We start from the raw sequence: 18,946 nt of genomic DNA, 5'->3' as shown, positions 1-18,946 counted from the left end.
AATGCGAGGCGGCCATGCCGCGTTTGAGCTTAAAAGATCACATTCTCGGCGTCATCTTGACGATTTTCGGAGCCACGTAGACCGCTTCGTCATCCATAACCAGCTTGCGCTCTTTTTTCATCATCTCGTCGATGGCGGCCGGGGCGACCGGCTTCGAGAACAGATAGCCCTGGATGATGTTGCAGCCCGTCTGGCGCAGAATGTTCTTTTGAGCGCGGGTTTCAACGCCTTCGGCGATGATGTTCAGGTTCAGCGCCTTCGACAGCTTGACGATGGCGCGGATAACCGCCTCGGCTTCCGGGTCGACGCCCAGATTCGACACGAAAGAACGGTCGATCTTGATCTTGTCGACCGGGTAACGGCTCAGGTAACCAAGCGACGAATAGCCGGTGCCGAAATCGTCGAGCGCGATGGTGAAGCCCATATGGCGCAGGTCGCGCAGGATCATCTGGGTCGAGTTGTCATCGTTAAGCAGCACGCCTTCGGTGATCTCGATCTCGATCTGCTGCGCCGAGGTGCCGGTTTCCTGCAGCAAGTCTTTGATATGACTGACGAAGGTGTTGCAGCGCATCTGCGTGGCTGACACATTGACCGCCACTTTAAGGCCCGGCCAGCGATGGCTGTCCTGCATGGCGCGGCGCATTACCAGGGTGCCCAGTTCGTTCATCAGACCGCACTCTTCGGCCAGAGGAATGAAATAGGCCGGCGAGACGGGGCCACGTGTCGGGTGCGTCCAGCGGCACAGGGCCTCGACGCCGACGATATGGCCGAAGTGATCGACCTGCGGCTGGTAGACGACCTCGATGTCTTCGACGTGCACGGCTTCGCGCAGACCGGTTTCCAGTGTTTTGCGCAGCTTGATGGTGGCGTCCATCTCGATTTCAAAGAAGGCATACTGGCCGCGGCCGGAATCCTTGGCGCGATAAAGAGCGAGATCGGCCTGACGCAGGGCTTCGGCGGGTTCGATGTCACCGTCGTGCAACAGGGTGACGCCGATCGAGCAGGATGAGAACACCTGGCCGGATTCGAGGCTGACCGTGCCGGTGAGGCCTTCGAGCACGCGCTTGGCCAGCGACGCCGCGCTGCTGCCATCGGTATCGGTCTGGATGATGACGAACTCATCGCCGCCGAGACGCGCCAGGGTGTCGCCGGAACGGATCATGCCGCTGATCTTTTGCGCGTTTTTGCGGATCAGTTCGTCGCCGGCCAGATGACCGAGCGTATCGTTGACGTCCTTGAAGCGATCCAGCCCGATGCACATCACGGCGACATTGCCGCCCTGTCGTTTGAGGCGTTCATTGGCCTGTTTGAGGCGGTCAGCGAACAGGGTGCGGTTAGGCAAACCCGTCAGACTATCGTGCAGGGCCATGTGTTTGGCCTTGGCTTCCGAAGCGATCAGGCCTTGCGCGGCGCGCTGGCTCTGGTGCAGCAGCACAATGGCGATGAGGCCGAGGCCAAGCGAAATCATCAGCACGGGGCCGAGGGTACGGATAAACAGGGTGCGGCCGGGCGTGTCCGGCATCCAGGTCAGTTCGGCCAGCACCTTGCCGTTGTCATCACGGAATGCGACCGCCGCCGAACCGGGCGCCTTGATCTGGCCGGGGCGCAGCAAGGTGATGTTTGACACCATGTAGCGTTGCGAGAGAACGATCAGTTCTTCACTGGAAAGCTCATGCGTGCCGACGGCGGCGAAGGGGGTATATTTCAACAGAGGCGAGGTCTGGTCGTCGGGCAGCAGCAGGCTGGCGCCGACAATATAGATACGACCATTGATCGCCATCAGCTTGCCGAGGTGATTGCTGTCGGTGTTGTAAGGCGTGTTATGCAGGCGGCGCTCATTGAAATCGGCGCGCAGGGTCTTGACCAGGCTGCTTGTTTGAGCGGCCATATCCGCGAATTCGGCCGGATCGGCCTTGTGGCCTTTCCGGTAAGCAAAGACGGGCTCATCATTGCTGTTCAGCAAAAGATTGGATTCGAAATTGAGGAAATTCTCAAAATACTTGCCGATATTGTTGAAGACCCATTCTTCATCGTATTTGACAGATGTTTTTTTGACAGCATCGCCCCAGATGGTGATCGGTGTCATGAGCTGGGCATGATCATCCGCCATCTGGTCAAGCCCCAGCATGACGAGTTTCTCTTCGCGAATCCGCGACATCTTGTCGGCCTGTTCGGCCCAGACCCACAAACTGCCCACCAAAGCACAGACGGCCACCACGACAATCAAGGCCATGGGCGCGAGCAGTTTTAGTTCACTCGAAGTACGTTTCACCAGGTTCTCGTTCTGAGATAAAGTTACTTTATGTTTCGTATGATACCGGGAACATCTTAAATTAAGGCAAACAAATGCCTTTTTTATTTAAAAGATTGTTAAGACTTCTGTGTCGCGCATTGTGGATAGCGATGGTGCTTTGTCCTTGACGCACAAGGTTTTGCGCGTCAGGTAAAACAAAGGTGAATCTTAACGGACATGGCTCAGATGAAACTGTTTATAAGTCCGACCTCTGTCTTTGCCCGCAAGGTGCGCATTGTGGTGCGCGAAAAGGGATTGGCGGATCGTGTCGAGGAAATCACGCGCATTCCGGTCGAGGCAGCGCCTGATCTGGTCGCGGCCAACCCGCTGTCGCAGATACCGGCCCTGATCGATGACAGCGGTGTGGCCTGGACCGACAGCGGTCTGATCAGCGCCTGGCTGGATACGCAAGGCAGCGGTCCTTGCCTGTTGCCGGGGGCGGGGAGTGACGCCTACTGGCAGGTGCGGCGAGCGGAAACGGCCGCCTCGGCCCTGAACGAAATGATGGCGAAGATCGTCTACGAAAACCGTCGCCCGGAAAACGAGCGCTCGCCCTATTGGCTGGAACGCTGGCAAGACAATCTCAGGCGCGCCTTTGGGGTGGCCGATGCGCTATGTCCGCAGACGGATGTTTTCGATATGGGCAGTTTGAGTCTCGGCGTTGCCGCCACCTTCTGTGACTTCCGCCTCGGTCTTCTCGACTGGCGGTCGCTTGCACCGCGCATCGCCGCCTTGCAGGAAGTTTTGGAGCGCAGGCAGAGCTTTATTGAAACCTTCCCTAAATAGGTCTAGTCAGGCCGCACATTCTGTCACCTTTCTGGCCGCCATCATCTGGCCTTTCATGAGTATAACGCCTTGATACACCTTCCCGATGCCAAGCTTGCCCAAGTTATGGACCGCTTCCATATGATCGAAGCGCGCATGGAGTCGGTGACCGATGGCGCCGAGATCGTCAAGCTGTCCAAGGAGCACTCGGAACTGAAGCCGGTTTTCGACGCGGTCAGCCGTCTGCAGAAGGCGCGCCAGTCGGTGCCCGAACTGGAAGAGATGGCGGCGCTCAATGATCCGGATCTGTCGCCGCTGGCGACCGAAGAACTGGACGCGCTGAAAACCACCCTGCCGGAACTTGAGCACGGCGTGGCGCTGTTGCTGGCACCGCAGGACAAGGACGTCAACGCCTCGGCCATTCTGGAAGTGCGCGCCGGCACAGGCGGTGACGAAGCCGCCATCTTCGCCGGCGATCTGTTCCGTATGTATTCGCGCTTCGCGTCATCGCAGGGCTGGAAGGTCGAGATCGACTCGGTCAGCGAAGGCGAAATGGGCGGCTACAAGGAAATCATCGCCTCGGTGACCGGCGATGGCGTTTTCGGCAAGCTCAAGTTTGAATCGGGCGTTCACCGCGTGCAGCGCGTTCCCGCCACCGAAGCCGGCGGTCGTATCCATACCTCGGCGGCCACCGTGGCGGTGCTGCCGGAAGCCGAGGACGTCGAGATCGAGATTCTCGACAAGGATATCCGTATCGATACCTATCGCGCTTCGGGTTCGGGCGGCCAGCACGTCAACAAGACCGATTCCGCCGTGCGCATTACGCACATGCCATCGGGCATCGTGGTGACCAGTTCGGAAAAATCGCAGCATATGAACCGTGCTATCGCCATGCGCAACCTTAAAGCACGTCTGTATGATCAGCAGCGCACGGCGCTCGATACGGCGCGCTCTGATGCCCGTAAGAGCCAGGTTGGCTCGGGTGATCGCTCCGAGCGCATCCGTACCTACAACTACCCGCAGGGGCGCGTTTCCGATCACCGCATCAACCTGACCCTCTATAACCTGCCGCAATTCATGGAAGGTGATATGGACCAGATGATCAATGCCCTGATCAACGAGGACCAGGCCGAACGTCTGGCCATGCTTGCCGAGGAACTGGGATGATACCAAAACCTCTTATGGGCAAGGTCCTTATACTGTGGGGCATGTTACTGATCGGTCAGTTTCTGCTGGCGGCGGCGGTCATGTATCAGAATATGAAGGCCGGTTTCGGCTTTGTCGAAACTGCCCTGACGATGCCGCCCCTGCTGTTCGCGTTCAGTCTCGTTCTATTTGTGGTGAGCTGGCTGCAATACCGGAGCAAACGCTGACATGTCGACGACGGGCGCGATCACCCAACTCTGGCGGCACCCGATCAAGGGCTTTACGCCGGAACCTGTGAGCGAAGCCCTGCTGTGCCCGGACGCTTTCTTTCCGTTCGACCGGCTCTATGCGCTGGAAGTCGGCCATTCCGGCTTTGACGCTCTGGCGCCCAAAACCATTTCCAAGATGAAGTTCGCTGTGCTGGCGCGTTTTCCCGCCGTGGCGCGACTGCGCACCCGTTATGATGAGATCGAAGATGTCTTCGAGGTCACCGACGAGGATGGCAAGTCGTGGCGCTTCGATATGGCGTCGGAGGCTGGCTGTCATGCGCTGGCGCGCCATGTCGAGACGATCCTGGCGCGTCACGAAGACTATGATCCGGTCGCCTTTCCCTTAAACCTCTTACGCGCACCGAATTGGGATGAGGTGCATAGTCATTTCCGCTTTACCGATTCCGGCAAGGGCTTCGTGTCGTTTCTCAACCTCAACTCCTTGCGTGATCTCGGTCAACGTATCGGCCGCGAACTCGACCCTTTGCGTCTGCGCGCCAATATATGGGTCGAGGATCTGGTCGCCTTCGAGGATCATGATTGGGTGGGCCGGCATATCCGCATTGGCGAGGAGGGGCCGCACTTCGAGGTGCTCAAGCCGATCGTGCGCTGCGTTGCCACCCATATGAACCCCGACACGGCCGAACGCGATGTCGATCTCTGCACCGCGCTGTGGGAGCATTATGGTCACCGCGATTGCGGTATCTACGCGCGCATCCTTAAGGGGGGCACGCTCCGTCCCGGCGACACGCTGCATGTGTATTGATATCTGATCCTAAGCCACTTATAGCCATCGCATATTTCACAGTCCGGAGATGCCTTCATGCCTACACTCGTCCTTCTGCGCCATGGCCAAAGCCAGTGGAACCTGGAAAACCGCTTCACCGGTTGGGTTGATGTCAACCTGACCAGCGAAGGTGAAGCCCAGGCGACGCGCGGCGGCGAGTTGATCAAGGCCGAAGGCATCGAGATCGACAAGGCCTTTACCTCGGTGCTCACCCGCGCCATCCGCACCTGTAATCTGGCGCTTGAAGCCGCAGGGCAGAGCTTTGTGCCGGTGGTCAAGGACTGGCGCCTCAATGAGCGTCACTACGGCGGTCTGACGGGCCTCGACAAGGCCGAAACCGCCGCCAAGCACGGCGAGGATCAGGTCAAGATCTGGCGCCGTTCGTATGACGTGCCGCCGCCGCCGCTGGAATCCGGCAGCGCCTACGATTTCAAGGGCGACCGTCGCTATGCCGGCGCCGACCTGCCCGACACCGAAAGCCTGAAGACGACGCTCGATCGCGTTATGCCGTTCTGGACCGGAGACATCGTGCCGGCACTCAAGGCGGGCGATACGGTTCTGGTGGCAGCGCACGGTAATTCGATCCGCGCCGTCCTGAAATCGCTGTTCGATCTGTCGGAAGAAGCCATCCTTGAGGTCGAGGTGCCGACCGGCAATCCGCTGGTGGTTAAGCTGGATGACAACCTGAAGCCGGTCTCGGCCAAGTATCTCGATACGGCCCGCGCCAACCCGCTGCCGACGATCGGCTAGGATGGCCGACGCCGCCTTCATGCAGCACGCCTTGAGGCTGGGTCTCTCCCAGATGGGACGGACCTGGCCCAATCCGGCGGTGGGTTGCGTCATCGTCAAGGACGGCGTGGTCATTGCCGAGGGCGCCACCGGCGACGGCGGGCGTCCTCATGCCGAGGAGGTCGCGCTCGATATCGCCGGCGAGGCGGCCAGGGGCGCCACCGCCTATGTCACGCTGGAACCCTGCGGGCAGCGGTCCAATGGCGGTTGTTCATGCTCGCAGAGGCTCGTTGAGGCCGGTGTGGCGCGCGTGGTCTATGCCTGCGATGACCCGTCGCCCTATGCCTCGCATATCGGCGTCGAGCGCATGACCGCAGCGGGCCTTAAGGTCGAAAAAGGCCTGATGGCGCAAGAGGCTGCCAGGCTTATCGCCCCTACCGCCCATTATCATCAGACGGGGCTGCCGCTCGTCGAAACGGACGGCGACGGTCAAGGCTTTGACGCCGCCTTCATGTCCGAAAGCGACGACCTTATCGCCGAACTCAAGGCATGGGCGTTACGTGGCTATCGTCATCTGTCCGTTCCCGAAAAAAGCGAGTTGGCGCACGCCTTGCGTGCATTGGGGTTAATGGCCGGGTAACCTAATTTTTAAGGTTTTTATGACAGACTTTTGTCAATGCTTTTGACTGAAAGTCTGCCCCGATGACCGCCACTGCCGGCGACACACGCTACACCAAGATGACGCAGGCCCAGGTCGACGCCATCTGCGTCAAGCACGAACGTCTGCGCGCCATGAAGCCGGGCGGCGCGCGGGCGATGTTTGCCTGGTGCGATGTGTCGGGACTGAGCTTCAAGGGCCGTGTGCTCAATGATGCCGATTTCACTGCCGCCATCCTGATGGACTGCGATCTGAGCGGCGCCGTGCTCGATACCTGCAATCTTTATTGCGCCGATCTGCAACTGGCCAATCTGCAAGGGGCTTCGATGCGTCGCGCCGATCTGCGCGGGGCATCCTTACGTGGCGCCAACCTGTCTGATAGCGATCTTTACGAAGCCGATTTGCGCGAAGGCGCGCTGGCCCTGCCTGACAAACAGGCGGGCCTGTCCTATGTCGAAATCTCGATGCGGTCATCGGAAGCCGCCTACGCCAATCTGCGCGGGGCCAATCTGGAGCGTTCCAAGCTCTCCGGCATCCAGGCCATGAAGGCAGATTTCACTGACGCCACCATGAAGTCGTGCAAGCTGATCCGCGCCAATCTCAAACAGTGCATCATGGACAATGTCGACCTCGCCGGTGCGGATCTATCGGGCGCTGACCTCTCCGGTGCGTCCTTGCGCGATGCCGTGCTGATTGGCGCCAAGACCGACATGTGGCGTACCTCGCAGACCGATATGACCGGCGTCCTGACTGATAAGGCCATGGGTACCGATATCAAGGCGCTGCCTTATGGCCAGATGCTCAAGGATCATGCCTTGTGGGTCGATACCCTCGGCAAGGAAGGTTCTCCATCGAAATTCGATCATGCGGATCTGCGCGGCATGGGCTCGATCAGGGGGCTTAATCTGGCCGCACTTTCCGCCAAGGGCGCGGTGTTTTATGGCCTCGATATGCGCGGCGTTCAGCTTCAGGGCGCGCATCTCGAAGACGCCGATCTGCGTAATTGTAATCTTCAAGGTGCCGACCTGCGCGGCGTGCGTATGCTCAAGGCGAAGCTCGACGGCGCCAATCTGGAAGGCGCCAATCTCGGTGCGCTCAAGATCGACGCCACGCGTTTCCTGCCGGCCGATCTGCGCGAAACCCGTATGCGCAATGTCAATTTCAGCGCTGCCGACATGAACCTGGTGCGTCTCGATGGCGCCGATATCTCGCGTTCCAACATGGAAGGCGCGGCGCTCAATCTCGAAGCGCTGGAGAACGTCACCTGCGTGGCCCTGCGCGGTCGGATAGCCAGCTAGGATACTGCCAATAACGCTTTGAGACGATGTTGGAGATGTGGAATAGCGCGTTTGTGCGAAATAAACATCTCGATGGGCATAAGCGACCAGCGCTGTCCTTCACTACCGAAGCGAATCTGTTGAATCTCCTCAGCACTCACATCGGCACGGCAAAAGTAGGTGTCCAATCCGCCCGGTGTCTGGCTGACGTATCGTGTCAGGCCACTTATTCTTTCTGCGGATAGTCGCAGACCAAATTCCTCTTCGACCTCGCGTATGACACAGTCTACCGGATTTTCATCTGCCTCGCGTCCGCCGCCCGGCAGATCCCAAAGACCGGGAAAGGGGATGCCTTCCTTTTCATCGCGCAGATAAGCAACGAGGGCGGTCTCACACATCAAAGCGATTTTGGTTCCGCTGAATCCCACTTCATTCCACATCACACAATCCCCATGTCTCCCGAGCGTGCAGTCTGTTAAACTGAACTGTATTGTCACTTCGAGCAACTTCACAATATGCTGACGAAATCTGGCAGCAGGCAGTATTAGTCTTTCCCTGTCCAAGGGAGAAACATGATGACCATCAAGGGAAGCTGCCACTGCGGCGCCACCCGGTTTTCGATCGACGTCGAACCGGCAAGCCTGACGCAATGCACCTGTTCAATCTGTTCAAAGGGCGGCGCATTATGGGCCTATTACAAGCCCGAGGATGTTCGTATTGAACCGCAAACATCCAATGCCACCTATCGTTGGCAAAGCATGATGGTGGAGCATAACTTCTGCCCGACCTGCGGCTGTATCACCTATAACCGTTCGCCATCGTGGGTGGACATGAAACCGGATTTGGCCAATCCGCAACTGTCAGTCAATGCGCGTCTGTTTGATGACTATGATATCTCCGGATTGCCTGTGCAGGTGCTCGACGGCAAGAACCTGTGCCGAGCATGTGCGACGCGGACGGAGCGAGGGCTTCATGCAGGTCAATCACGGCAAGCTCGGCCCCCTCAAGCGTATGAAGCCGGGCGATGGCATCGTCTATTATTCGCCTTCTGAAAAGATGGGCGCGAAAGACGGTTTTCAGAGTTTCACAGCGATCGGCAGGATCAGGGAAGGTGAACCCTATCAGGGCTTCATGTCCGAAGGGTTTCAGCCTTTCCGGCGTGATGTCGAATGGGTGCCGGCGCATGAGCGGTCCATCCGCCCCTTGCTGACGCAGCTCGACCTGACTACCGACAAAAACTGGGGCTATAGTCTGCGCTTTGGCGTGCTCGAACTGAGCGCTGGCGATTTCGCCACGATCGGCGAAGCGATGACGGTCAGCGGCTAAAGCGTCGCACCACCAGAAGACCGAAGCGGTAGCTCATCTCCTGATTTTTCTTGAGCTGGATCAGAGGACTGTCGGCCACATCGCCAAGCGCGCGTTCGGCGTTGAGGAAGGTGGCGATGGCGTAGTGTTTTTTGATCGGTGTCATCATAAGGAAGGCCAGGCCGACATTTTGTACGCCAGCGCCGACGGAATAGGCATCAAGCCCGGTGGCGGTCGCTTCATCGGCTTTGACTCCAAAATAGGCCTGGTTGGTCTTGCGGTCGCCGAAGCGCGTGTAGACCATGGTTTGCAGCAGGCCTACCTTGGTTATGTCCTGATGGGCAGCCGAGAGGAACAGGGATGAGCCGCCCGATACATGGCTGATATCGTGCATGACGCGGCCGCCAAGGCTGAAATTGTCACCGACGCGATAGAAGGCATAAGCCCCCAGATCGGCACCGAGGCCTGGCACCTTAAGACCTTCCTCACCATCAGCATTGCCGCCGAAATGCGGACGCGCCTGAACGCCGGCGCGCAGGCGATCGTGTACGATGGCATTGTAGCCCACACCATTCAGAGCATCACCGTAGAAGCGGTTCTTGTAGTTGAAACCGACCCAGGGAATGGCGTTGACCTTGTCCGGATCGCCGCCATTGGCGCTGAAGCCATAGACCGCGCCGCCGCCGATATCGATAGTCCAGTCGTTCTGCTCACCCACCGCCTTGAAAGGCTGGGTCTGAGCATGAGCCGCGCCAGCTATAAGCGGCAGAAGAACGGCGAGGGTGAGGCAGAGTTTACGCATGGGTAGGTCCTTTGATAGCAGGGCTACACATACAAGACCTGTACCGTACTGTACAGGTCAAATAAAGAAAGACTCCCGGCTTGTCGTCTGATCAACCACACCCGAAGGGGACACAGGGTGGGATCAGAGGGGCCGGGAGTCCAGGGGAATGGGAGAAACAGGAAGCAGGGGCTCCGCCGGATGCCATACCGGCAGGTTCAGGCCGGCGGAGCTTAGAGGTTACTCAGCGGCCGTAAGGACAGCGGCCGAGTCATTGGAAGCCGTCTTGATGGCGATGGTCTTCGCCTTCTTGGCTTCGGGCACTTCAAGCTGGAGGGTAATCGAAAGCAGGCCATTGGCGAGGTCGGCCTCGGTCACCTTGACGTGATCGGCGAGCTGGAAGCGGCGCTCGAACGAGCGTTCGGCCAGACCGCGATGCAGGAAGGTGCGGGTGGCGGCGTCGTCATCCTTCTTACCGGTGACGGTCAGGACGTTTTCCTTCACTTCGATGTTGAGTTGCTCTGGCTTGAAGCCGGCAACCGCCACTTCGATGCGGTAGGAATCGCCCTGATCTTCGCCTTCGCCGGCGGCGATACGCTCGATGTTGTAAGGCGGCCAGCCCGGTGCGGTCTCGGTGCGGGCTGCGCTGTCGAGCAGGTTGACCAGACGGTCAAAACCCACGGCGGAACGGTACAGGGGGGAAAAATCGATGGCAGTACGCATAGGGATCTCCTTCAAAAAGCGAGACCTTACGGGGTGTCCAGACACAGTGGAGCCTAACCCGTAAAGGTTTGATATTGAACGACATCTGCATCCCCTTATGGGCGATGTGTCATTCAAGAAGGCCCAGGTGTTGGCGCCTTCGCTTTATGATTTGGTAGCGACTTTTTTCTGTTCAAGGGTCAGATGCGAAAAATCTTCCTCGATGTCTTTCGCCGTCAGCAGGCTATGGTGATGGTCCTCTTCCGCCAGCAGGCGAATGGCTTCGAGCGCTGCCTGGCAGCCCATGCCGGCGGCGGTTACGGCCTGACGGTAGACGTCGTCGGTCACATCGCCGGCAGCGAAAACGCCCTTGATCGAGGTCTTGGGCGTGCCGGGTTCGACCACGAGATAGCCGCCCTGCTTGGTTTCCAACTGGCCTTCAAAGAGCTGCGAGGCCGGGGCATGGCCGATGGCGATGAACACGCCATCGAGATCGACCACGCGCATATTGCCGGTGTCGACGTGTTTGAGGCGTACGCCGGTGACGCCCATGCCGCCGAATTCATTGGTCTCCCCCAGGATTTCATCGATGGCGACGTTCCAGATAGGTTCGATCTTGGGATCGTTGAGCAGGCGCTCGACGAGGATCTTCTCGGCGCGCAGGTTTTCGCGGCGGTGGATCAGGTAAACCCTGGAGGCGAACTTGGTCAGGAACAGCGCTTCCTCGACCGCCGTATTGCCGCCGCCAACCACAGCCACTTCCTTGTTGCGATAGAAGAAGCCATCACAGGTGGCGCAGGCCGAAACGCCGAAGCCTTGATAGGTTTTCTCGGACTCGATGCCCAGCCACTTGGCCTGTGCACCGGTGGCGATAATGACGGTTTCGGCCAGGAACTGCGCACCGGATTCGGTTTCCAGCAGGAACGGACGGCTGGACAGATCGGCCTTCGTCACGATTTCACCGATGATCTCGGTGCCCATATGGACGGCCTGATCGCGCATCTGGTCCATCAGCCACGGGCCCTGCACCACCTCGGCGAAGCCGGGATAGTTCTCGACGTCGGTGGTGATGGTCAGTTGTCCGCCATCCTGTGGGCCGGTGAAGATCACAGGTGACAGCAGGCCGCGCGCCGCATAGATGGCGGCGGTCCAGCCGGCCGGACCGGTGCCGATAATGGCGCAGCGAAGAGGACGCGGTGTGGATTCGGGCATGGCGTGACAATCTATCTGGAATCGGAAAAGTTAACGGTCCTTAGATAGGTATCGGCGCCGCAATTGTCATCAGGAATTGCGGGGTGTGGGCGGTTTTCCCAGGGTTTTTGCGCAAAGCTGCCTTTTCTGAAATCTTATTTCCTCTCCTTGCGAACCACATCTCCAAAATTTTCGGCGCGCATTAGTCTGAACCTCGATCCGCATCGGGCGGGCTGTACATTTCAGGAGAATATCATGCCAGAACAACAAGTCGGTTGGCTGCTCGCTATCATCGTCGGTGCCGTGGCCGGTTGGGCTGCCGAGCAAATCATGAAGTCCAATCAGGGCCTTCTGATGAACATTATTCTGGGTATCGTTGGCTCGATCATCGCCAATGCCCTGTTCTCGATCATCGGTATCGGTTTCGGTGGTGTGATCGGTTATCTGATCGCCGGTATCGTCGGCGCCTGTATCCTGATCGCGCTCGGTCGTATGATCAAGGGCCGTCGCGTTTAAGGCTCAACGCTTAAATAGCACAAAGCGGCGAAGGCACCTGTCTTCGCCGCTTTTTTTTATGTGTTAAGGCCGTCTGGCGAGATACATCGTCAAGAGATGCTCAGCGGCGCGTTTGGTTTCGTTGAGCGGCGGATAGGCCGTATGAGCGCTGTTGTAGTGCCCGTCGGCCAAGATGCCATTGAAGGGGTGGGCTATGCCCTTGGCGCGCAGGGTTTCGTGGAAATCCTCGAATTTCTCACCCGAACCGAGCGTGCGGCGCTCCAGCGGCAGGATTTGCAGCGGCTTGCCGGTGCCGGCCACTTCGGTGGCCATATTGACCGAATCCTCGGTCACCAGGAAATGATCGGCGGCATAGAGGAAGGCGAAATAAGGGTTCTCGCCCTTGCCGTCATAGATGATGCCCGGCAGATCGTGCAGCACATCTTCGAAAACGCGGCGAGCATTATCCGGCGTGCGGCGTGAAACGGTCAGCAGCAGCGAACCGCCGCTTTGCTGGATGGCGCTGCGAATTTCGATCGCCAGGGCATGGGCGCGCTTTTCATCGATATCGTAGGCCTTGGAGCGGCCGCCGACCATGACACAGACGCGCGGATGCGGCAGGTTGTCGATGTGGTCTCGCCAATTTTCATAGGCGATTTCAAGGCGGTGAGGGGCAACACGGTTGGTCGAGCCGATCAGCGACAGGACGTTCTTGCCGCGCACATGGTCGTGCTCCGGCGCAATCACCAGATCGAAGGCCTTGAGATTGTGGCGCGGGTTCTGGAGCTGAACCACCATGGTACGCTGGCCGGAGCGTTTGCGCATCCGGCTGCTGAAAGGAACCGTGGCACGGCCAGCGGCGATCCAGATATCCGGGTAGGGCGCATCGAGCGAGTCGCTTCTTTCGCTGAGCATGGCGTCAGGCCACAGCTTCAGCGCCGTCGGCAAGCGATCATAAAGGCTGGAATAGCGGATGCGTTTGACGACAATGGTCGAAGCCGTCAGTTCCTGTACGGCTTCGGCCAGCCCGAGAGCCTGATTCTCAATACCAACACGTCCGTCTGAAACGGCCCAGATGGTAAGAGGTTGAGGCATCGACTACTCCCAAGATCCAGAGCTAAGCCAAAGGCATAGATAACAAGGGGAGACACGCCGCGGCCCGCGCCGGACGAGTCTCCGTATGTCATCGAAGCACGGAAAAGCTATGCTGCGTAGCAGCAATGCCAGTTACGCGTATCAGATCCACTCGACCTTGAGGATTTCGTACGCCTTGACGCCACCGGGTGTCGGCACTTCGACGACATCGCCGACTTCCTTGCCGATCATGGCGCGCGACAGCGGCGAAGACAGCGAAATCTTGCCCGATTTCACGTCGGCCTCATGGTCGCCCACAACCTGGTAGCGGCCTTCCTCTTCTGTATCTTCATCGACCACGGTGACGGTGGCGCCAAACTTGACCTGCTGGCCTGAGAGCTTGGAGACGTCGATCACCTGGGCGCGGCTGATCTTGTCCTCGATGTCGGCAATCTGCCCCTCGACCCAGCCCTGACGCTCCTTGGCGGCGTGATATTCTGCGTTTTCAGACAGGTCTCCGTGTTCGCGCGCCTCACTGATGGCGGCGATTACGCTGGGACGCTCGATCGACTTCAAACGCTTGAGTTCATCGTCGAGGACTTGGTAGCCCGCGGCGGTCATCGGCACTTTTTCCATGTGCGATTGATATCTTTCCACCCTGAGGAATGACAAAAAGCCTGACGTCGGTTGAGGGGGGCTACAACCGGTCAGGATAAAAAAGACGGTGATGGACTTGTCGGTCCCTGCGTAAAGTGCAGTGCACAAGACGAGCCGGACCGACCTTATAGTTTGATTTCGCGATTTTTAAAAGCGATTTTGAGTTAACCTCGCCCGGAGGTCGTTACGCCCTACATTTAAGCTGTGCAAATAAAGCCTTTTAGCCCTTAAGCACGGTTTTCGGAGGCGGCGCTTCGGGCGGCGCCAGTTTGATATTGATCAGCTTGATGCCGAGCGCGCGCGCATCGACCGGCACAACCACCTTTGCTGCGGCTTCACGCTCCGCCGCGCCACGGCCACTGAACTTGACGGGTGTGACCGGCGTGACAGGTATCTCGGCGGCGTCCTCATAGATCTGTTCCTCGACCAGGAAGCGGATCTTGAGGGTTTCGCCGCGCAGGGCCGAAGCCGGCAGGGGCAGGGTGTTGAGCGTGGCGCGCGGGGTCAGGTTCATTTCACCGACCTTGACGCCATTGACCATCACGACGACCAGAACCGGCTGGCGGCTCTTGGCCTTAAGGGTCATTTCCAGCTTCTTCGGGCTTGGCGTCTCGAACTCGACGTGGCGGATCGGGATGCGGAGATCGGCCTTCGGGCCTTCACTCCACACGCCGTCATATTCCGGGCGCGACCAGTTTTCATCGAGCAGGCAGGTGCCTTGATCGAGCCAGCCGAAGCGCACTTCGGAGCGCAGCGGTGACCATTCCGGCTTTTGCAGCTCGATCGTGCTACCCTTCGGCGGAATGATCCAGACGCCATCGAGCATCCGCAGGCGCGGCCATAGCTCGGACGGCGCATCGCACTGCTTGAGGAAGACGAACAGGTGATCCGACTTGATCTCGCCCCGCTTGAAGGCGTCCATGCCGGCTTCCTGATTGGCGACCTGGATGAGGTTTTCGCGCGCCGCGTACATGGTGTTGACCGGCTTGGCCTGCGAAGTGGCGCGCCAGGTCAGCTCATAGAACAGCTTGTCGTTCATATGGACGTTGGCCGGGTAGAAATCGACGCCCTTGGACAGGGTGACGAGCTGGTCCCATTCCGGGCTTGGCGTCTGGTAATACATCTGGTCGCTGGAGGCGAGCGATGTGGCCTTGCGCATGGCGCGTGACAGGCCGGCGATGTCATAGGCCTGCACCACCAGCACCAGCGGCAGCAGGACGGCGATCGTCTTCGGGCGGCTGCGGAACAGGACCACCAGCGCGGTGACGATCAAAAGATAGGTGATCGGCCAAGTCAGACGGCCCGACGCACGCAGTACGGCGGCCGACTGGCGCAGGGATTCCGGAAGCTGGAACCTCCACACATCATAGCCGTAGAACTGGGCGTGGTTCGACACCGCGATCAGGAACAGGATGAAGAAGGGGATGGCCAGGGGGCGCAGACGCGCGATGAAGCTGCGGGCGGTCTTGGCTTCCGGCGTGGTGATGTAGAGCACGACCGCGGCGATCACCAGCAGGATAAGACCGAAACCGAGATACTGATAGCCCTCGAAGGACTGCCCGCCATCAAGCGGCCACGCCTTGAGGATGGCGGAAAATTCCGGCTTGACCGGATTGAACCAGCCGTCCATCGGGAAGGAATAATAGCCGTAACCGCCGGCGCCGGGGCTCATGCCCTTGGTAAAGCTGCCGCCGATATAGAGGGCCACAATGGCCAGGGCGAGTGGCGGCATGGCGCGGATGACGGCATCGAGCATCACCTTCCAGTCGGCCACCAGCCGGCGTTCACTCATGTCGATACGCATGGCGCCGAAGAAGCGCTTGATGCAGTCACCGCCCCAGATGGCGGCGATCATGAACAGCAGATAGGGGTGGATCATGCCGGTGACGAACAAAAGCGCGCACCAGCCGAGCATCTTCCGGCCATTGCCGAACCAGCTCAGCACGAAGCGCAGACCGCTACCTTCGGGCAGGGTGTCGTCCCGGACGTTGATAAAGAGGTGCAGGCCCCAAAGGATCAGCCATTGCGCCACTAAGGTATCGTGACGCATGCGGTAATAGAGCATCGGCAGGGCCGAGAGCGCGATGGCGCCGCCTATGGCGCTCCATTTGCCCGGTGCATGCGGGCGGATCAGCTTGTAGGCGAAGGTGAAATGCATCACCACGCAGAACAGGAACCACAGGCCGTTATACTGGAAATTGGCTGGCAGGAAGTCGCGGAACGGCTTGAACAGGAAGGCGAACAGCGGGTTTGAATCCGTCGAGAACAGGGTGTTGCCGACCGGAGCGCCCAGCAGGGTTTCGTGGTTGAAGGTCGACCACGGCATGTGGCGCCAGGCGTTCCAGCCGAGGACGTGCTGCCCCCAGTCCTCGTCCAGAAGCCAGCCGATCCGCGTCGGGTTTACCACATTGATGTCGAAGAAGGCGGCGAACAGCAGCAGCGGCGCGATGATGCAGAGCCCCCAGTGCGTGCCGGTCACCAGTCCTTTGCGGACGGCGGGCGGCAGGGCATGAAAGCGGGCGTTCAGGTTCGCAAATAGCTGGCCGGGACGAAGCCAGTTCGGCAGGGTCATGGTGTCTTAACTCGGATACGGAGGTCTTATGCGTGCAATCGTCGTGCCCAATGCCCCCTCCACATGACTTTTTTGCGGCAGGGAACTGGCTTCAGGTGGCAGTTTTTTGCAGCGCAATCATAGCTGAAGCGATTGCGGTTCACAACAACGTGAGCCGGTTACTTTTTGTTACGCTCAAATGGTTGAGGAAATCAGCGAGCCCGGCGCCAGAGTGTCCTCTGTCGCGTCAGGCGTTTTCAGCTTCTGACGATACTGTTCCAGGGTCACATAGGGCTGATGACCGTGGGGATCGATGGCGTTGGCATTGAGGCTGAAATGCACGGCCTTGTCCTCTTCCGACAGGGTGTCGAAAAACGCGGCCTGTGCGTCGTGTGGCGAGCTGTGGTCTTCGATGGCGCGCACCACGGCCTTGACCTCATCCTTTGAAATGGCGGCTTCGCGCTGCGCCAGTTCGCTGTTGGCGGTCAGCTCGCGGTGAAGACGGGCGCTGCGCGCATCCAGGCCGCGCAACTCGCCACTGGCCGCCATGCCGTTCAGCGCCTGCATGGCGGCCAGACGTTCTTCGAGGGTGTATGTGCCCTGATCGTCGCTAAGCACGTTGGTCAGGCGGCGAAAGCGGGCGCGGTTGCGCGCGTGCATCGATTCCCAGGCTTCGGGCACGATTTTATCAGGGGCATTGGCTACGGGCTCAATCGGCTGGGCTGGCAGCAACGCATTGACGGACGGGATGGCGGTTATCTTCATAGCCGACCTCACAGAAAAAGGGCGCGGAGGTCTCGTTCCGCGCCCTTAGCTTAGGCGATCACGCTTAAGGTCTTGTTAAGACCTGAAACGTTCAAAGAGGCTTCACGAACCTATTGCTTTTACCATTTGTCATGCGCTTTCAGCCATGCCTCTGTCTTGGGTGCAGCATTGGCTTTGATTTGTTTCCAGTCTGCCTGATCGAGTTTCGGCTGGCTGTTGAGGAGCATGACGGTCATTTCATCACTTAACATCGGTGTAAATGTCGTTTCCGTAACCTCGGCATGATGCGCGATCAGCCAGGCGGCAAAAGGGACATTTCCCTGATGCGCGATATTGTCGAGCAGACTCCAGCCCGCACTGTTGCGGTCGTTAATCCCAGCGCCCGCGTCCAGAAGTTGCTCCGTTACCTTGACCAAATCATCAATATTTGCCGAACTGTCGGTATCCCAAAAGGAAAGAGAACTCTCCTGCCCTACCACAGTAATGACTGGTATATCGTTCGTTTTAGAGCGGCCATCAGCCATATTTTTAGAACTAAAGACGAGGGGCGGATGATCCGACAGTAGCTTGGCTACCATAGTCGGGGAGATATTGGCGGCGGCATGAGCAAGAGCACGCGCGCTTTTGACGGGATCGGTTTTGCCGTCCGTAAGCAGTGCGCCACCCGTGATCAGTTTGTCTACGAAAACGGTCCGATCGCTTTTTATGGCGGCATCCAGCAGGGCTGTGTCCATAAGGAAGTGGTTGGTAACTATATAATCCGCCGGCGCTCCCAAAGTGAGCAGAGCTTCGATGTCTGCGTCCGAATTAGTTGATGACACAGTCATGCGGATCAGCAGTTCACCACCTCTTTTCGATCGAAAATCGAAGCCATTTTTTACCAATTGCTCGGTCGTTTCGCGTGTGAAGCTTAACCACAAATCACGCCTTGCCAATTCTGCAAGCTTATAGATGAGTGCGTCAGCCGCAGCCGGTACACCGTTCAGGCTGCCTGAGTCGTAAATACGCAGGTTCTTAACTCTATTTTCGGTACTAATTTCAACGTCACGATAAACATCGTTAAGCGCCTCATCCATCCCCGGAAATCGTGCATCCTCTGGCATTGGGGCCGGACGATAAACGTCAGACAAGGACCAGAAGTCTGCTTTTTCAGCCAGATCCAGCATGGCAGCGATTTGCTGAGGCGCAATATGATAGGTCTGCGGTCCTAATATCCAGCCATAGTCAAAGTGTGACGGAACATAGATCACGGTCCCCTCGCCCGTAATCGTCATGGTAAAAGGACCGTCTCCCGATCGTCTTCCATGGCTTTCCAATTGGATTTGCACGAATGATAAGTCGCCGTTTGGCCGCTCAACATTCTTTGCTGGTTGTACGTCATTCTTAACGAGCGATGGTGCCGTAGTGTCGGCAATTGTTGAAATGTCCTGCGCCCCTGCCGGACCGGCGCCCAAGCAAAATAACAGACTGATAAGTCCCAAATAACGCAAAACTGCCCCCC

20 protein-coding genes are annotated in these 18,946 nt (G+C 58.6%); 10 read left to right on the top strand and 10 right to left on the bottom strand.

Features of this window, described 5'->3' with window-relative positions:
* Positions 1-37: 37 nt before the first annotated feature.
* Positions 38-2,272, bottom strand: a complete 2,235-nt coding sequence (locus B060_RS24000; RefSeq protein ID WP_236621603.1) for a putative bifunctional diguanylate cyclase/phosphodiesterase — start codon at positions 2,270-2,272, stop codon at positions 38-40.
* A gap of 207 nt (positions 2,273-2,479) precedes the next feature.
* On the opposite strand from B060_RS24000, the gene B060_RS0107100 reads away from it, so the two are divergent.
* From B060_RS0107100 to B060_RS0107070, 7 genes are all read left to right on the top strand, one after another.
* Positions 2,480-3,079, top strand: a complete 600-nt coding sequence (locus tag B060_RS0107100; RefSeq protein WP_026172669.1) for a glutathione S-transferase family protein — start codon at positions 2,480-2,482, stop codon at positions 3,077-3,079.
* 72 nt (positions 3,080-3,151) lie between these two features.
* Positions 3,152-4,225, top strand: coding sequence for a peptide chain release factor 1 (prfA, locus tag B060_RS0107095; RefSeq protein ID WP_081606808.1), 1,074 nt, complete (start codon positions 3,152-3,154; stop codon positions 4,223-4,225).
* Entirely contained in the window at positions 4,222-4,431 is a 210-nt protein-coding gene (locus B060_RS0107090) for a hypothetical protein (RefSeq protein WP_155847724.1), read from the top strand. The genes prfA and B060_RS0107090 overlap by 4 nt, the downstream gene beginning before the upstream one ends.
* Before the next feature lies 1 nt (position 4,432).
* A complete protein-coding gene (locus B060_RS0107085) occupies positions 4,433-5,239 on the top strand; it encodes an MOSC domain-containing protein (protein WP_018081075.1) in 807 nt (268 codons plus the stop codon).
* Positions 5,240-5,296: 57 nt separating this feature from the next.
* Positions 5,297-6,010 carry a 2,3-diphosphoglycerate-dependent phosphoglycerate mutase gene (gpmA, locus tag B060_RS0107080; RefSeq protein ID WP_018081074.1) on the top strand — a complete coding sequence of 238 codons (714 nt, stop codon included), beginning with the start codon at positions 5,297-5,299 and terminating at the stop codon, positions 6,008-6,010.
* A gap of 1 nt (position 6,011) precedes the next feature.
* Positions 6,012-6,629 (top strand): bifunctional diaminohydroxyphosphoribosylaminopyrimidine deaminase/5-amino-6-(5-phosphoribosylamino)uracil reductase RibD, encoded by a 618-nt coding sequence (locus tag B060_RS0107075; protein WP_018081073.1) that lies wholly within the window; start codon positions 6,012-6,014, stop codon positions 6,627-6,629.
* Between the two features lie 62 nt (positions 6,630-6,691).
* A complete protein-coding gene (locus B060_RS0107070) occupies positions 6,692-7,945 on the top strand; it encodes a pentapeptide repeat-containing protein (RefSeq protein WP_018081072.1) in 1,254 nt (417 codons plus the stop codon).
* Here the strand turns inward: B060_RS0107070 and B060_RS0107065 are convergent.
* Entirely contained in the window at positions 7,942-8,364 is a 423-nt protein-coding gene (locus B060_RS0107065; protein WP_018081071.1) for an NUDIX hydrolase, read from the bottom strand. The two genes, B060_RS0107070 and B060_RS0107065, sit on opposite strands and share 4 nt — an antisense overlap.
* Positions 8,365-8,496: 132 nt before the next feature.
* Between B060_RS0107065 and B060_RS27960 the strand changes: the two genes are divergently transcribed.
* Together B060_RS27960 and B060_RS0107060 are read left to right on the top strand one after the other, a co-directional pair.
* On the top strand, positions 8,497-8,976 hold the full coding sequence (locus tag B060_RS27960; RefSeq protein ID WP_236621604.1) for a GFA family protein: 480 nt from the start codon (positions 8,497-8,499) through the stop codon (positions 8,974-8,976).
* Positions 8,897-9,250, top strand: a complete 354-nt coding sequence (locus tag B060_RS0107060) for an EVE domain-containing protein (RefSeq protein WP_018081070.1) — start codon at positions 8,897-8,899, stop codon at positions 9,248-9,250. Before B060_RS27960 ends, B060_RS0107060 begins: the two co-directional genes overlap by 80 nt.
* On the opposite strand, the gene B060_RS0107055 is transcribed toward B060_RS0107060, so the two are convergent.
* The 3 genes from B060_RS0107055 to trxB all read right to left on the bottom strand — a co-directional run bounded on the left by B060_RS0107055 (position 9,240) and on the right by trxB (position 11,924).
* Positions 9,240-10,031, bottom strand: a complete 792-nt coding sequence (locus B060_RS0107055) for a MipA/OmpV family protein (protein WP_018081069.1) — start codon at positions 10,029-10,031, stop codon at positions 9,240-9,242. The two genes, B060_RS0107060 and B060_RS0107055, sit on opposite strands and share 11 nt — an antisense overlap.
* A gap of 219 nt (positions 10,032-10,250) precedes the next feature.
* Entirely contained in the window at positions 10,251-10,733 is a 483-nt protein-coding gene (locus B060_RS0107050) for an Hsp20 family protein (protein ID WP_018081068.1), read from the bottom strand.
* A 144-nt stretch (positions 10,734-10,877) separates the two neighbouring features.
* On the bottom strand, positions 10,878-11,924 hold the full coding sequence (gene trxB / locus B060_RS0107045) for a thioredoxin-disulfide reductase (RefSeq protein ID WP_018081067.1): 1,047 nt from the start codon (positions 11,922-11,924) through the stop codon (positions 10,878-10,880).
* A 234-nt stretch (positions 11,925-12,158) separates the two neighbouring features.
* On the opposite strand from trxB, the gene B060_RS0107040 reads away from it, so the two are divergent.
* Positions 12,159-12,419 (top strand): GlsB/YeaQ/YmgE family stress response membrane protein, encoded by a 261-nt coding sequence (locus B060_RS0107040; RefSeq protein ID WP_018081066.1) that lies wholly within the window; start codon positions 12,159-12,161, stop codon positions 12,417-12,419.
* A gap of 63 nt (positions 12,420-12,482) precedes the next feature.
* Here B060_RS0107040 and B060_RS0107035 read toward each other — a convergent pair whose 3' ends face one another.
* The 5 genes from B060_RS0107035 to B060_RS0107015 form a co-directional block, all read right to left on the bottom strand.
* Positions 12,483-13,493: a mitochondrial fission ELM1 family protein gene (locus tag B060_RS0107035; protein ID WP_018081065.1), complete on the bottom strand. Its 1,011-nt coding sequence runs from the start codon at positions 13,491-13,493 to the stop codon at positions 12,483-12,485.
* A 141-nt stretch (positions 13,494-13,634) separates the two neighbouring features.
* Entirely contained in the window at positions 13,635-14,108 is a 474-nt protein-coding gene (greA, locus tag B060_RS0107030) for a transcription elongation factor GreA (RefSeq protein WP_018081064.1), read from the bottom strand.
* 241 nt (positions 14,109-14,349) lie between these two features.
* Positions 14,350-16,701, bottom strand: a complete 2,352-nt coding sequence (locus B060_RS0107025; RefSeq protein WP_018081063.1) for a DUF6311 domain-containing protein — start codon at positions 16,699-16,701, stop codon at positions 14,350-14,352.
* Positions 16,702-16,875: 174 nt separating this feature from the next.
* The gene (locus tag B060_RS0107020) at positions 16,876-17,445 is read right to left on the bottom strand and encodes a hypothetical protein (RefSeq protein ID WP_018081062.1); all 570 of its coding nucleotides are present in this window, start codon (positions 17,443-17,445) and stop codon (positions 16,876-16,878) included.
* A 119-nt stretch (positions 17,446-17,564) separates the two neighbouring features.
* Entirely contained in the window at positions 17,565-18,935 is a 1,371-nt protein-coding gene (locus B060_RS0107015; RefSeq protein WP_155847725.1) for a hypothetical protein, read from the bottom strand.
* Between the last annotated feature and the right edge of the window lie 11 nt (positions 18,936-18,946).

Origin of the sequence: Asticcacaulis benevestitus DSM 16100 = ATCC BAA-896, from assembly GCF_000376105.1 — a bacterium.
GTDB lineage: Bacteria > Pseudomonadota > Alphaproteobacteria > Caulobacterales > Caulobacteraceae > Asticcacaulis > Asticcacaulis benevestitus.
The sequence above is the reverse complement of the archived record's forward strand: the minus strand, read 5'-3'. Positions and strand labels throughout refer to the sequence as shown.

Coding starts and splice junctions, on each gene's coding strand:
- B060_RS0107090 (WP_155847724.1), top strand. CDS start 4,222: ATGATACCAAAACCTCTTATGGGCAAGGTCCTTATACTGTGGGGCATG.
- B060_RS0107040 (WP_018081066.1), top strand. CDS start 12,159: ATGCCAGAACAACAAGTCGGTTGGCTGCTCGCTATCATCGTCGGTGCC.
- gpmA (WP_018081074.1), top strand. CDS start 5,297: ATGCCTACACTCGTCCTTCTGCGCCATGGCCAAAGCCAGTGGAACCTG.
- B060_RS0107050 (WP_018081068.1), bottom strand. CDS start 10,733: ATGCGTACTGCCATCGATTTTTCCCCCCTGTACCGTTCCGCCGTGGGT.
- B060_RS0107025 (WP_018081063.1), bottom strand. CDS start 16,701: ATGACCCTGCCGAACTGGCTTCGTCCCGGCCAGCTATTTGCGAACCTG.
- B060_RS0107055 (WP_018081069.1), bottom strand. CDS start 10,031: ATGCGTAAACTCTGCCTCACCCTCGCCGTTCTTCTGCCGCTTATAGCT.
- B060_RS27960 (WP_236621604.1), top strand. CDS start 8,497: ATGATGACCATCAAGGGAAGCTGCCACTGCGGCGCCACCCGGTTTTCG.
- B060_RS0107020 (WP_018081062.1), bottom strand. CDS start 17,445: ATGAAGATAACCGCCATCCCGTCCGTCAATGCGTTGCTGCCAGCCCAG.
- greA (WP_018081064.1), bottom strand. CDS start 14,108: ATGGAAAAAGTGCCGATGACCGCCGCGGGCTACCAAGTCCTCGACGAT.
- B060_RS0107075 (WP_018081073.1), top strand. CDS start 6,012: ATGGCCGACGCCGCCTTCATGCAGCACGCCTTGAGGCTGGGTCTCTCC.
- B060_RS0107085 (WP_018081075.1), top strand. CDS start 4,433: ATGTCGACGACGGGCGCGATCACCCAACTCTGGCGGCACCCGATCAAG.
- B060_RS0107070 (WP_018081072.1), top strand. CDS start 6,692: ATGACCGCCACTGCCGGCGACACACGCTACACCAAGATGACGCAGGCC.
- B060_RS0107060 (WP_018081070.1), top strand. CDS start 8,897: ATGCAGGTCAATCACGGCAAGCTCGGCCCCCTCAAGCGTATGAAGCCG.
- B060_RS0107035 (WP_018081065.1), bottom strand. CDS start 13,493: ATGCCTCAACCTCTTACCATCTGGGCCGTTTCAGACGGACGTGTTGGT.
- B060_RS0107065 (WP_018081071.1), bottom strand. CDS start 8,364: ATGTGGAATGAAGTGGGATTCAGCGGAACCAAAATCGCTTTGATGTGT.
- B060_RS0107100 (WP_026172669.1), top strand. CDS start 2,480: ATGAAACTGTTTATAAGTCCGACCTCTGTCTTTGCCCGCAAGGTGCGC.
- trxB (WP_018081067.1), bottom strand. CDS start 11,924: ATGCCCGAATCCACACCGCGTCCTCTTCGCTGCGCCATTATCGGCACC.